This is a genomic window from Methylobacillus gramineus (assembly GCF_020532675.1).
GTDB classification, from domain to species: domain Bacteria; phylum Pseudomonadota; class Gammaproteobacteria; order Burkholderiales; family Methylophilaceae; genus Methylobacillus; species Methylobacillus gramineus.
In genome coordinates this window covers 1,849,222-1,861,360 of the sequence record NZ_JAJAVE010000001.1, presented here as the reverse complement: position 1 = coordinate 1,861,360, position 12,139 = coordinate 1,849,222, and the positions used below count along the sequence as shown (strand labels likewise).

Genomic DNA, 12,139 nt, shown 5'->3' with positions numbered 1-12,139 from the left:
CCCTTGCGATAGAAATCACATGGATACCGCTGCTAAAAAACCTTTTGATGAGATGTACCTACAAGATGAAGCGGTCAGGTCGATTTATGCCGAATATGCTGCCTGGTTAAAAAATGTGCCGCTCCATCAGCTGGAAAGTAAACGACAAGAAGCTGAGCTGCTGTTCCGTCGCGTGGGTATTACCTTTAATGTGTATGGTGAGGATGCTGGCTCTGAACGGCTGATTCCTTTCGATGTACTGCCTCGCCTGCTTTCAGCCAAAGAGTGGGATCGCCTGTCAGAGGGCGCTATCCAGCGCGTCAAGGCGCTCAATATGTTCCTGCATGATATCTATCATGAGCAGGCTATCATCAAGGCGGGCATTGTCCCGGCCACGATACTGGCCAATTCGCAATACCGTCCGGAAATGTTTGGGGTGGATGTGCCTAAAGGCATTTATGCCCATGTTGCCGGCATCGACCTGGTGCGTACCGGCGAAAATGATTTCTACGTACTAGAAGATAATCTGCGCACCCCTTCCGGCGTTTCCTACATGCTGGAAAACCGCAAGATGATGATGCGTTTGTTTCCTGAGCTGTTCCGCAGTTACCCGATTGCACCGGTAGAGCATTATCCACAGGTATTGCTGAATAACTTGCGGGCGGTCGCACAGGCCGGGGTGCCAGAACCGACCGTAGTCTTGCTGACACCCGGTGCCTATAACAGTGCTTATTTTGAACATGCCTTCATTGCCCAGCAGATGGGCATTGAGCTGGTCGAGGGGCAGGATCTGTTTGTACGCAATAACGCTGTGTATATGCGCACGACAGAAGGTCCCAAGCGGGTGGATGTGATCTACCGCCGTATCGATGATGATTTTATTGACCCGCTCAGTTTCCGCCCTGACAGCATGCTGGGCGTGCCTGGATTGCTTTCGGTATATCGCAATGGCGGTGTGACACTGGCCAATGCGGTGGGCACTGGAGTTGCGGATGATAAAGACACTTATATCTACGTGCCCGAGATGATCCGGTTTTACCTGGGTGAAGAGCCTATTTTATCCAACGTGCCCACTTATCAGTTGAGCAAGGAAGATGACTTCAAGTATGTGCTTGGTCATCTCGCAGAGCTGGTGGTGAAGGAGGTACAGGGGTCTGGTGGGTATGGCATGCTGGTGGGGCCAGCTGCAAGCAAGCAGGAGCTGGAAGATTTCCGCCGGCGCATTATCGCGCATCCCGCCAACTACATTGCCCAGCCAACCCTGGCACTTTCCACCTGCCCTACCCTGGTGGAAAAAGGCGTGGCTCCCCGGCATGTGGACTTGCGACCTTTTGTCCTGTCAGGAAAGAGCGTCACGCTGGTGCCTGGTGCCTTATGCCGTGTGGCGTTGAGGGAGGGCTCCCTGGTGGTGAATTCCTCGCAGGGTGGCGGTACCAAGGACACCTGGATTTTGAAAGACTGATGCCATGCTGAGTAGAACCGCAGATCATTTGTACTGGATGGCCCGTTATATCGAGCGTGCCGAGAATATGGCTCGCGTGCTTGATGTTACTTACAACATGTCCCTGGTGCCCAATGCCGCCCAAAGCGAGGCTGAGTTATGGGAGCCTGCGCTACAGATTGCTGGCGGGTTGGAAGCGTATCGCGATGAGTATGGCGAGGTGACTGCTGTGGGCGTAGTCCGTTACCTGTCGATGGATACGCAAAATCCATCCAGCATTTTCAATGCCTTGCGTGGCGCGCGCGAAAATGCGCGTGCAGTGCGCGTGACCTTGTCTGCTGAAACCTGGGAGAGCATCAATAGCTTATGGCTGGAATTCAGCCAGTTCATCGGTGTTGATCTCATGAAGCAAGGTCTGGGAGAGTTTTGCGACTGGGTAAAGGCGCGTTCTCACCTGTTCCGTGGCGTTAGCTTCGGCACCATGTTAAGGGATGATGCTTTCCGCTTTCTGCGCCTGGGGACTTTTATGGAGCGTGCTGACAATACGGCTCGTTTACTGGATGTGAAGTATCACCTGTTGTTGCCAGGAGATGAAGAGGTGGGCGGGGCGGTAGACTACTATGAGTGGAGCGCTGTCTTGCGTGCAGTGTCTGCTTTCCAGGCGTATCAAAAAGTGTTTAATGATGCGATAGAGCCCTGGCGCGTTGCCGAGTTGCTGGTATTGCGCGAGGACATGCCGCGTTCATTGCATGCCTGTTTTTCCGAGATTACCCCCATTCTTGAGCAACTCAGCGGGCGCCATAGTACCGAATGCCGACGGCTGGCAGGTGAATTGCATGCACGTCTGCGCTACGGGCGCATGAATGATATTTTTCAAGATGGACTACACGAATTTCTGTCGGACTTCATCGAGTCCAACAATAATCTGGGCGCTGAGATCCAGCGTACTTTCCTTAATGCGCCTATCGGTGCATAGCCTTACGGAACAAGAAACGGAGCCTTATCATGCAGCTCAATATTAATCACAGAACTCACTATCTCTACACGGATATCGTTAACTACACCATCCAGCAGTTGCGTCTGACACCTCAGGATGGCTTTGGTCAGCGGGTGCGGCGCTGGGAGATTCGAGTCAATGGTCATTTGCAGCGACATGATGATACCTATGGGAATGCAGCGCATATCCTGGTGCTGGATACGCCGCATGAGGAAATCAACATCTTGGCAACCGGTGAAGTGGAAACCGGCCTGGATACGCCACCTGCCTATGATGCACTGCCGCGTGAAATTTATTTGAGAACCACAGGTCTGACAGAAATCGATGCCAGCTTGCGCCAGTTTGCACAACAGTTTGGCAGGATCAAGCCGGATGAGCGCATGCTCGATGAAATGATGCATGCGATTGTAGATAGAGTGCCTTATAACAAGGGGGCGACGGCGGTGGATACCACTGCGATTGATGCCTTCAAGACTGGCAGTGGCGTGTGCCAGGATCATGCACATATCTTTATCGCATGTTGCCGATATCTGGGCATGCCGGCGCGCTATGTCAGTGGATACCTGTTTACCAATGATGGGAGCCTGATGGAAAGCCATGCCTGGGCTGATGTCTGGATCAAGGACACAGGCTGGGCCAGTTTTGATGTATCCAATCGTTGCCGTACCAATGGCGTCCATGTGCGCTTGGCGACCGGGCTTGATTATCGGGATGCGTGTCCTGTGAGCGGGATGCGGGTGGGCGGTGGATTGGAGACGATGACGGTGGGCGTGCACGTTAACCAAATGCAAGCCCAGCAGTGAGCGAGCGCGTCTGGTGGCGTTGCCTCTGCCCTGCTAAGGGATACTGACGTTCTGCGTCGATGTGCCTTGCCAGTCACGCTTGCTTGACCGCTCCAGTTGATTGGGAGCATCAGCCCATTAACTCTTGATGCTGTCTTCGGCACTTTCTATAACCAAGACAGTGGAGCGCGCGTTTCATTGCAGCGCAAAGCAGAGAAAATACAGGAGAACGCATGAACTCATTGCAGTTTCCCCGCCACGGGGACAAGGAAAATTCCCCATTCTTTGAGGAGTATCTGGTCAAGTTGCTGGAAGAGCGGGATGCGCTGGGACTTACCAGCATGGTGCATGAAATTGATGCATTGATGATCACGGTAGACCCCGGCCATTCGGTGAAATACATTGCCGAGCTCTGCCTGATGACGGCTTACCATTATCTGGTGACGCTGGAGAGCGAGTCACACTGGACGCATGTCCTAAGGATAGACCTGTCCTCGCCAGATATTATTGTGCGGGAGGTCAAAGATCCTAACCTCCGAGGTATCTTTCGCAGCCTGAATGAAATTTATCCGGTCGGTGCCAAGAAACCCAATAGCCGCTATATGGGTGAAATTATCCGCGTGGATAATCTGCATGACGTGGTCAAGCTTCAGCAGGAGCGGGAATTCCGCTTTTTCTCCCAGGATGAAATTCGCAAGCTGGAGCTGCCCGGTAACCTGGCCGTGAGCAAACCATCGCCTTATACCCACAATATTGTGGCCTATCTTGAGCGGCAACCGGATGAAATGCGTGTCTATGCCTTGGGTGTCAGCCGTGTGGATGAAGAGGTGCAGCAAGCCTATGAAGTAGCCAAGAGTATGCAGGACAAGCTGCGGATCAGTGACTTGCTGCTACCTATAGATCACCTGGCAACGCGGGTATACAGCCAGAACCGGGAAGTGGCGATCCTTGAGTACCTGTCCTGGTCCAGTTATTACTTCTGGGGCGCTTACAATATCTTCAACCAGAACTCTTCCACCAATGTCACCAAGAGTGCGCATGGCCTGGCGGAATCAAAGAGCCCTGCCAAGGTATTTACTGCCAACAACACACCTTATTTCGTCAATCATCTGGAACAATTGCCATCCCCGACGGAGACCTTTGTGCGTAACTATGGCCCACGCTTGCATCACTTGGCGATAGCCGTGCGAGATGGGGAAAGGGAAGGGTTGGAGAACATCGAGTTTGTGGTGAACGCCATTGCAGCACAAGGGCAGGGTTTCCTGCTGGATGTGATCGGCTCGCGTGAGGAAGGGCTCAAGCAGATATTTTCCAATGCCTCGGAACATTCTTCACTGATTATTGAGTATGTGCAGCGTTTTGGTGATTTCCAGGGATTCTTCACCAAGGATAATGTTGCCATGCTCACGGAGGCTGCAGGACGTGAAGAAGGCGTCAGGCTGGCCGCCTCGTAAGACGGGTAGTTTACTCGTCCTTGACGCCTAGCTTCTTTGCCACTGAGAGTGTCAGCAGCGAGGCCACGAACAATGCGCCTAATGTCATAAAGCTTTTGTGGATGAAGTCAGAGTCCTTGACCCAATCCCAGATCATGGCAATTCCAAGCAGCAGGCTGCCAAGGATGCACAGGATACAGATGGCGAAGCAGATATTGCGGATGGCATGGACGCTCATGGTCGATATTCCTCAAAGGTAATGCTGGCATGATACCGCAAGCAACATGCGCTTGTTGAGACACCGCTGCATCTAACCCTTGCATGATTGTGGTATATTGCGCATCCTTTTGTTTTTGAATGGAATGACGGCTTTTGATGCCGCCGTCATGTTGGGATATGACTCAAAGCCGTCGCCATCTTGAATTGCTTGCTCCAGCCAGGAATGCTGATTACGGCATTGCCGCAATCAACCACGGCGCCGATGCCGTTTATATCGGCGGCCCTGCATTTGGGGCCCGAGCCAAGGCAGAAAATTCCCTGGAAGATATCGCCAGGTTAGTCCAGCATGCACATCGCTTCCATTCAGAAGTCTTTGTCGCGTTCAACACCATTTTTCATGACAATGAACTCGAAGGTGCCCGCGCCATGGTGTGGCAACTCTATGAGGCGGGCGTGGATGCCTTGATTGTGCAGGACATGGGCTTGTTGCAAATGGACATACCTCCCATCCAGCTGCATGCCAGTACCCAGACCGATATCCGGACTGTGGAAAAAGCCGTGTTCCTTGATCAGGTTGGTTTTACCCAGATTGTGCTTGCCCGCGAGATGGATCTCAATACCATCAGGAAGGTGGCGGATGCGACCAATTGCAACCTGGAGTTCTTTATCCATGGTGCCTTATGTGTGGCTTTTAGTGGACAGTGCTATATCAGCCATGCACACACCGGGCGTAGTGCCAACCGGGGTGAGTGTTCGCAGGAGTGCCGCCTGCCCTATACGCTGGAAGATACCCAGGGCCGTATCCTGGCCAAGGATAAGCATCTACTCTCGATGAAGGATAATGACCAGAGTGCCAATCTGCGGGCGCTGGTGGATGCGGGCGTCAGTGCATTCAAGATAGAGGGTCGCTACAAGGATCTGGCTTACGTGAAAAACGCAACAGCGCACTATCGCCAGCTCCTGGATGAAATTCTTGAAGATACGCCAGGTTACCAACGTGCTTCTTCAGGTCGCCCTATTTTCAGCTTTACCCCACAACCTGAAAAAACCTTTAATCGCAGTACCACTGAATACTTTGTGCATGGCCGGGGCGAAGATGTGGGGGCATTTGATACCCCAAAATTTTCCGGTGAAGAAATTGGTCGCGTGACCAAGGTCGGCAAGGATTATTTTGAGGTGGAAACATCGCTCGAGCTGCACAATGGGGATGGTGTGTGTTTCTTTGATGTGCACAAGGAGCTGGTGGGTATGCGCATCAATACCGTGCAGGCTAACTGTTTGTATCCGAACGAAATGCCGCCGGATATGCGCCGCAATATGAAGGTATACCGCAATCGGGATCAATCGTTCATGCGCTTGCTGGAGAAGGATTCTGCTGTGCGCAAGATTGGAGTGGAACTGGTGCTGCAGGAAACCCATGACGGCTTTGCCCTCACGGTATCTGATGAGAATGGGTTTATGGCGCATGCACAATGCCAGGCGGAAAAGCAGGCGGCGCAGCATCTGGACAAAGCAGAAGCCAGCCTGCGTGAAAATCTCGGCAAACTGGGTAATACAGACTTTTCTGCTACAGACATCAGCTTGCAGTTGAGCCAGCCATGGTTCATTCCGGCATCCATCGTCAATCAGTTGCGCCGTGATGCAATGGAGCAACTGGAAGCGACGCGGAGGCTGGGATATCAGCGGCCTCAACCGGGTAACCCCGTTAATCCACCCGCACAGTACCCGCAGGATACCTTGAGTTATTTATCCAATGTCTATAACAAACAGGCACGAGCTTTTTATGAAAAACATGGGGTACAGGCGATTGCTGCTGCGTATGAAGCCAATGAGGAGCTAGGCGAAGTCCCGGTGATGATCACCAAGCATTGCCTGCGCTACAGCTTTGCCATGTGCCCGAAAGAAGCCAAGGGCGTGATCGGTGTACAAGGCACCATTACTGCAGAACCCATGACATTGGTCAGTGGCAAGGACAGGATCAGCCTCAAATTTGATTGCAAGCGTTGTGAAATGCATGTCATGGGCAAAGTACGTAAACCCGTACTGCAGATGGCGCCTCCACAACCGGTGCAGGTTTTCGCCAGACGTCCGCAATAAATTAACCTCGGCGTGGCGCGCGTCTACCTTATGATGCAGTCTGATTCGCAGACTGTTGATTAACAGGCCAATGCTGCAATACCAGATTTGCCAATGACTCCAGCTCTGCGCGACTCGCCCCATTTACTGCCTGCACAGACATGCCCTGGTGCATGGTGACAACATACTTGGCGAGAGTATCTACTGCTGCATCCTGCGACAGGTCACCCTGTTCCTGTGCCAGGATAAAGCGTTGCTTTAATGCCTGTTCATAGTCCTGCCTACGCACAATCATTTCCTGCTTGATGGCTTCCGCTTCCTTGCCGCAATTGAGCGATCCCATGAGTACCATACAGCCTTTGGGGTTATCTGGATGTACGAGGCATGCCGCGCTATCCAGCAGCAGTTTCTCTACCACTTCATAAGCTGTTTTTTCCTGCAGTGCTGCGTCGATAAAGGCAACCGGCCCTGCTAGATAGTGCTCGACCGCTTTATGGAATAAATTTTCCTTGCTGCCAAAAGCCGCATACAGGCTGGGTTTGTTGATACTCATGGCTTCGGTGAGCTCTGTCATTGAGGTGCCTTCATAGCCATGAGACCAAAACAAGTGCATGGCGACTTGCAACGATGTTTCCGCATCAAACTTGCTGGGACGGCCTCGTCCTCTCTTGATTTCACTCATGATATCCCTACCTTGTTTCTCGTATTTTTATTATTATACCAGTTGGTAAAAAATTTGTTGACAGGAAAATCGGCGGGGATTAACATTAATTTACCGTTTGGTACATTAATTAAATACAAGGATATCATCATGGCAATTAGTAATGGAAAAATCGCATTGGTCACTGGTGCAAATCGTGGCATCGGATATGAAACAGCCAAAGATCTTGGCTTACAGGGAATCACAGTGATTCTGGGAGTGCGGGATGTTGCAAGTGGTCAGGCAGCAGCCAGCAAGTTGCAAGCGTTAGGCGTCAATGCGGCAGTTGTTCATTACGATGCAGCACAGCCTGAAACGGCAGGGCAGGTGGCAGATTATATCCAGCAACATTTCGGCAAGCTTGATATCTTGGTCAACAATGCTGGCGTGTTGAAAGAAAACCTGGTGGGAAGCAACAATAGCAGCACCGTCAGCCGCGCGGTGTTGCACGACACCTTTGAAACCAATTTCTTTGCTGTGATTGAGCTGACGCAGACATTGCTGCCGCTCATTCAGTTGGCGCCAGCTGGTCGTATAGTCAATCTTTCAAGCATTCTTGGATCACTAACGCTCCACAGCTTGGCGGATTCTCCTATAGAACAAGCCAAAAGTGTTGCCTACAACACTTCAAAAACTGCACTTAATGCCTATACCGTACATTTGGCGCATGAATTAAAGCATACCAATATCAAGGTCAATGCAGCGCACCCTGGCTGGGTCAAAACTGAACTTGGCGGAGAGCATGCGCCCATGGAAGTTGAAGACAGCAGCAAAACCAGTGTGCGTCTGGCAACGTTGGGTACAGATGGGGAAAGCGGTGGGTTCTTTCATGAGAATGATGTTTTGCCCTGGTAAGTCTATTCATTCATCACTTTTTAATATCTGACAACAGGCACTGACATGGCGCGAAAACTTCCACGAAAATACAGGAAAATCCTGTTTGCTCTGGTGATGTCTGCCAGCACTTCATGGATTGTTTCCGCCATCATTTTATTCAGCCGGCATGTACCACCTGATGTTTTCCTTGATCAGTGGGGCAGGGCTTTCACCACGGCATGGCCGGTTGTGTTTGTGGCTATTGTATTGATTGCCCCGGTGGTGGATACATTACTCAATGTTGTCGTAGAGAGGGATTGATAGGGTTCAATGGGCGCATTGTCGATATGCGCGTGGGGCAAGGCCGAATTGTTTTTTGAAGGCCCGGCTGAAATGTGCCAGATCATTGAACCCCCAGCGTAGCGCAATTTCGGAAATACTGTGCCCATAGTGGGCTGGGTTCAGCATATCCTGCCTGCATTTTTCCAGGCGACGTTGCCAGACATGGCGCATGAGCGATATGTTCTCATCCTCAAACAAGCTATTGAGATAGCGAGGACTCAAGCCACTCGCATTGGCGATGGCATGGGTGTCCAGCGTGTGGTCCGTTAATAAGCGGTCTATCAATTCCTTGACCCTATACAGCGAAAGAGAACGACTGCGTGACAAGCTGTAATGTTGCGGACGTATATCTGCCAGCGACAATGTCAGCAAGTCCAGGGCATGTGTAGCCAGGCCGGAAAATGTATCCATACTCAATTCGCTGACATGCCGGGCGGCTGATTGAATGAAGCTGGAAGTAATGGCACTGGGCCCGTGCTGAGAGCTGATTTTCCGTGCAGTACAATGTTCTACGCCAGCCAGGCGCTGACGCAGTTGAGCGCGTGGTATCGAAACGATGAGCTTGGAGAATGGCTCGGGACAATAAATACGATGGGGACGCGTGGCGTCATATAAGGTTATTTCACCCGGCTGTAAAAATACTTCACGCCCGTTTTGTTCCAGCAAATATTTGCCCGAGAGCAGGATGACAGCAAAGTAGGCATCCTGGCTTACCCCATACCCTTCACCAGGCTTGCGGTTGATGTTAATGCTGTTGGACCTGATGCAAGAAAGCTTCATATCTTCCCATGGATAGATATGCATTTCATTGAACAGAGCGGCGGGCCCTGGCACGCTAATGCTGACATGGGCGTATTCCTTGCCAATCATATCCTGCAGCCACTCATGGCGCTGGCTAGCGGCGTAATGCTCGGTAGAAAGATGCAGGCCGTGATGAATGGCAGGGGCTGGAAGCGCTGTTTCCATATGCATTTCCCAGAGGATGTAGGGTATGGACTGAATGGTATTCAAAGTATCGGGTGAGGTAAATCAGTAAACCACCGTTTGGATCAAGTTGTTGCGCTCGTGTCATCAAGTCCGTTCATCTGTTTATCCAGATAATGGAGTGCTTGATGACGATGGAGTGTGAATATGCTGCAACAAGATGATAAAGCCCTCAATGTAGTCATGATCCGTGGTGCCTGTCTTTGGATCCTCATGGCCTTGATACTGGCTTGGTGCATGGTCGGGCTGAATTTTGGCGTACCGGGATTAGCGGATATTTTCCCCGGGAAACAAACCAGGGTGTTGCAGGCGCATATCGACTTCCTGTTGATGTCGGCCTTGATCCTGGGGTTTTATGCAGCCAGGGTGCCCTTGCCCTGGCATGTACGCTGGGCAATGGTGGTAGGCGCTTTTACTAATTCCAGCCTGTTTCTGCTGATGGGAATGTTTCCGCTGCTAGATACAGCGGAACCTCCGCAGAGCCTGGTTCAGCATGTGTTCCAGGTGTATCTTTTTGTCAGCCTGATCACCACCAGTTATGGGTTTGGCAAGGGAGCGGTGCTGATACTGAAAGCTACATTGATGAGGAAAAGTTGAATCCGGCATCGGGAATAGGCCGATAAAATTCCACATAAAACCTGCCGGGAATACTGAACTCCACCCAGTGCTCAATTTCCGGCAGTATCACAATCGAGTCACCCGCATTCGCTTGGGCTGATGCTGTATGCGGCGGTGCCAGATGGTAGGTAACCTGCCCCTCTAGTACCTGTAACAAGCCCCACACGCCAGGCTTGGTGGAATGTGAAGATCGCAAGGCGGATGGTAAATTATCCGGCGTAAATTCTGGCGTGCGTTTGTAGCTTTCCAGTCCGGCGGGTATTTGGCGTGGGATATGGTTCATAGGATTTGACTGAAAGCCGTTTTCATCAAGCTTCTGCCTTTACCAGATTGCATGGGGATCCTGCGGCCCAGGCGCTGATATTGGCCAGGGTGGTACTTGCAATCGCATGTAGTGCTTCACGTGTGAGGAAAGCCTGATGTGCGGTGATGATGACGTTGGGAAAAGTCAGCAGACGTGCCAGGACATCATCTTGCAAGGGAAAATCGGAAAGATCCTCAAAAAACAGGTCTGCCTCCTCCTCATATACATCCAGGCCAAGATAGCCCAGGTGACCGCTTTTCAATGCCTCGATCACGGCTGGCGTATCGACCAATGCACCACGGCTGGTATTGATCAGCATACTGCCGCGTTGCATGCGGTTGAGTGTCTCAGCATTGATCAGATGAAAGGTGTTGGGGCTTAAAGGACAGTGCAGGCTGACAATCTGGGCCCGGCTGAATAACGCATCCAGCGGCAGGTATTCCGCACCGAGTGCGGTCACTTCAGGGTTGGGGTAAGGGTCATACGCCAGTAGTTTGCAGCCAAATCCGGCCATGATCCGTGCGAAGGCTGCACCTATCTGCCCGGTACCTATAATCCCCACCGTCTTGTTGGCCAGATCAAAGCCTGTGAGGCCTCTGAGGTTGAAATCTCCTTCTCGCGTCCGGTTATAGGCACGCGTCAGGTGCCGATTGAGTGCCAGTATCAGGGCGATGGTATGTTCTGCAATGGCATTGGGCGAATAAGACGGTACGCGTGTCACTACCAGGCCCAGGCGCTGTGCCGCTTCCAGGTCGATATGGTTGTACCCGGCCGAGCGCAATGCAATCAAGCGTGTGCCTGTGGCTGCCAGCTGATCCAGTACTGGGGCGGACAGATCATCATTGATGAACGCACACACTACCTCTGCGCCGGCGGCAAGAACCGCAGTATCGACGGTCAGTTTCGGTTGCTGAAATACAAATTCTGCGCCTGTCGGCTTATCAAGCCCGAGAAAACTTTCACGGTCATAAGTCTGGGTGCTGAAAAAAACGATACGCATCGAGTTTCCTTGTGTGGTGTTGGCTGGGGAAAGTGCAATGGTACCCATGTCCTTTGTGGGGAGACGGGATGTAGAGCTCATCATAAAGCATGGTGTGGCGGAGAGAGAACCTGAAACACTCGCTATCTGGACTGAAAAGGAAACCTTCCCCTTACGAGGAAGGCCGGATCACTCCAAAAGTCAGGGAAATGTGCGTGGCGAATCGATTCGCTTCGAATAGTTATTCTGTAAAGACCTTAAAAAAATCAGGTCTTCTACTAGTAATGACACGCGAGAACGAAAAAAGGACACCCTCATAGCACATTTTTTTCATAACACAATGTTTATGTTGGTTTTTTGTTTTCACTAAAAATGTGCTCATCACTCGGTTTACCTGACTAGGCCTGTTGCAGCAAAAATGACATCAAATTGTCACAAATTCCCAATACTATGCAAGAAATGTTCACTA

13 protein-coding genes are annotated in these 12,139 nt (G+C 51.4%); 8 read left to right on the top strand and 5 right to left on the bottom strand.

All coding sequences use genetic code 11. The features are described from left to right. The first annotated feature begins 19 nt into the window (after window positions 1-19). The 4 genes from LG201_RS08685 to LG201_RS08670 all read left to right on the top strand — a co-directional run bounded on the left by LG201_RS08685 (window position 20) and on the right by LG201_RS08670 (window position 4,653). Window positions 20-1,441, top strand: a complete 1,422-nt coding sequence (locus tag LG201_RS08685) for a circularly permuted type 2 ATP-grasp protein (RefSeq protein ID WP_226771757.1) — start codon at window positions 20-22, stop codon at window positions 1,439-1,441. 4 nt (window positions 1,442-1,445) lie between these two features. Further along, window positions 1,446-2,396, top strand: a complete 951-nt coding sequence (locus LG201_RS08680; RefSeq protein WP_226771756.1) for an alpha-E domain-containing protein — start codon at window positions 1,446-1,448, stop codon at window positions 2,394-2,396. A gap of 29 nt (window positions 2,397-2,425) precedes the next feature. After that, window positions 2,426-3,220: a transglutaminase family protein gene (locus tag LG201_RS08675; RefSeq protein ID WP_226771755.1), complete on the top strand. Its 795-nt coding sequence runs from the start codon at window positions 2,426-2,428 to the stop codon at window positions 3,218-3,220. A 212-nt stretch (window positions 3,221-3,432) separates the two neighbouring features. After that, complete coding sequence (locus LG201_RS08670; protein ID WP_226771754.1) at window positions 3,433-4,653, top strand: hypothetical protein; 1,221 nt, start codon at window positions 3,433-3,435, stop codon at window positions 4,651-4,653. A gap of 10 nt (window positions 4,654-4,663) precedes the next feature. Here LG201_RS08670 and LG201_RS08665 read toward each other — a convergent pair whose 3' ends face one another. Then, window positions 4,664-4,870: a hypothetical protein gene (locus LG201_RS08665; RefSeq protein WP_226771753.1), complete on the bottom strand. Its 207-nt coding sequence runs from the start codon at window positions 4,868-4,870 to the stop codon at window positions 4,664-4,666. A gap of 158 nt (window positions 4,871-5,028) precedes the next feature. On the opposite strand from LG201_RS08665, the gene LG201_RS08660 reads away from it, so the two are divergent. Then, window positions 5,029-6,948, top strand: a complete 1,920-nt coding sequence (locus tag LG201_RS08660) for a peptidase U32 family protein (RefSeq protein WP_226771752.1) — start codon at window positions 5,029-5,031, stop codon at window positions 6,946-6,948. 28 nt (window positions 6,949-6,976) lie between these two features. Here the strand turns inward: LG201_RS08660 and LG201_RS08655 are convergent, their stop codons facing one another. Further along, window positions 6,977-7,609 (bottom strand): TetR/AcrR family transcriptional regulator, encoded by a 633-nt coding sequence (locus tag LG201_RS08655; protein ID WP_226771751.1) that lies wholly within the window; start codon window positions 7,607-7,609, stop codon window positions 6,977-6,979. 129 nt (window positions 7,610-7,738) lie between these two features. Here LG201_RS08655 and LG201_RS08650 point away from each other — a divergent pair, with 129 nt between their 5' ends. Together LG201_RS08650 and LG201_RS08645 are read left to right on the top strand one after the other, a co-directional pair. After that, window positions 7,739-8,482 (top strand): SDR family oxidoreductase, encoded by a 744-nt coding sequence (locus LG201_RS08650; RefSeq protein ID WP_226771750.1) that lies wholly within the window; start codon window positions 7,739-7,741, stop codon window positions 8,480-8,482. Between the two features lie 45 nt (window positions 8,483-8,527). Then, window positions 8,528-8,764, top strand: a complete 237-nt coding sequence (locus LG201_RS08645) for a DUF2798 domain-containing protein (protein ID WP_226771749.1) — start codon at window positions 8,528-8,530, stop codon at window positions 8,762-8,764. Between the two features lie 6 nt (window positions 8,765-8,770). Here the strand turns inward: LG201_RS08645 and LG201_RS08640 are convergent, their stop codons facing one another. Beyond that, window positions 8,771-9,751, bottom strand: coding sequence for a helix-turn-helix domain-containing protein (locus LG201_RS08640; protein WP_226771748.1), 981 nt, complete (start codon window positions 9,749-9,751; stop codon window positions 8,771-8,773). Window positions 9,752-9,916: 165 nt separating this feature from the next. On the opposite strand from LG201_RS08640, the gene LG201_RS08635 reads away from it, so the two are divergent. After that, the gene (locus LG201_RS08635) at window positions 9,917-10,366 is read left to right on the top strand and encodes a hypothetical protein (RefSeq protein ID WP_226771747.1); all 450 of its coding nucleotides are present in this window, start codon (window positions 9,917-9,919) and stop codon (window positions 10,364-10,366) included. Here the strand turns inward: LG201_RS08635 and LG201_RS08630 are convergent. Both LG201_RS08630 and LG201_RS08625 read right to left on the bottom strand, forming a co-directional pair. After that, window positions 10,344-10,670, bottom strand: a complete 327-nt coding sequence (locus tag LG201_RS08630; RefSeq protein WP_226771746.1) for a DUF1971 domain-containing protein — start codon at window positions 10,668-10,670, stop codon at window positions 10,344-10,346. The genes LG201_RS08635 and LG201_RS08630 overlap by 23 nt on opposite strands. 25 nt (window positions 10,671-10,695) lie before the next feature. Continuing rightward, on the bottom strand, window positions 10,696-11,691 hold the full coding sequence (locus LG201_RS08625; RefSeq protein ID WP_226771745.1) for a 2-hydroxyacid dehydrogenase: 996 nt from the start codon (window positions 11,689-11,691) through the stop codon (window positions 10,696-10,698). Window positions 11,692-12,139: the final 448 nt, after the last annotated feature.

Coding starts and splice junctions, on each gene's coding strand:
- LG201_RS08685 (WP_226771757.1), top strand. CDS start 20: ATGGATACCGCTGCTAAAAAACCTTTTGATGAGATGTACCTACAAGAT.
- LG201_RS08680 (WP_226771756.1), top strand. CDS start 1,446: ATGCTGAGTAGAACCGCAGATCATTTGTACTGGATGGCCCGTTATATC.
- LG201_RS08675 (WP_226771755.1), top strand. CDS start 2,426: ATGCAGCTCAATATTAATCACAGAACTCACTATCTCTACACGGATATC.
- LG201_RS08670 (WP_226771754.1), top strand. CDS start 3,433: ATGAACTCATTGCAGTTTCCCCGCCACGGGGACAAGGAAAATTCCCCA.
- LG201_RS08665 (WP_226771753.1), bottom strand. CDS start 4,870: ATGAGCGTCCATGCCATCCGCAATATCTGCTTCGCCATCTGTATCCTG.
- LG201_RS08660 (WP_226771752.1), top strand. CDS start 5,029: ATGACTCAAAGCCGTCGCCATCTTGAATTGCTTGCTCCAGCCAGGAAT.
- LG201_RS08655 (WP_226771751.1), bottom strand. CDS start 7,609: ATGAGTGAAATCAAGAGAGGACGAGGCCGTCCCAGCAAGTTTGATGCG.
- LG201_RS08650 (WP_226771750.1), top strand. CDS start 7,739: ATGGCAATTAGTAATGGAAAAATCGCATTGGTCACTGGTGCAAATCGT.
- LG201_RS08645 (WP_226771749.1), top strand. CDS start 8,528: ATGGCGCGAAAACTTCCACGAAAATACAGGAAAATCCTGTTTGCTCTG.
- LG201_RS08640 (WP_226771748.1), bottom strand. CDS start 9,751: ATGGAAACAGCGCTTCCAGCCCCTGCCATTCATCACGGCCTGCATCTT.
- LG201_RS08635 (WP_226771747.1), top strand. CDS start 9,917: ATGCTGCAACAAGATGATAAAGCCCTCAATGTAGTCATGATCCGTGGT.
- LG201_RS08630 (WP_226771746.1), bottom strand. CDS start 10,670: ATGAACCATATCCCACGCCAAATACCCGCCGGACTGGAAAGCTACAAA.
- LG201_RS08625 (WP_226771745.1), bottom strand. CDS start 11,691: ATGCGTATCGTTTTTTTCAGCACCCAGACTTATGACCGTGAAAGTTTT.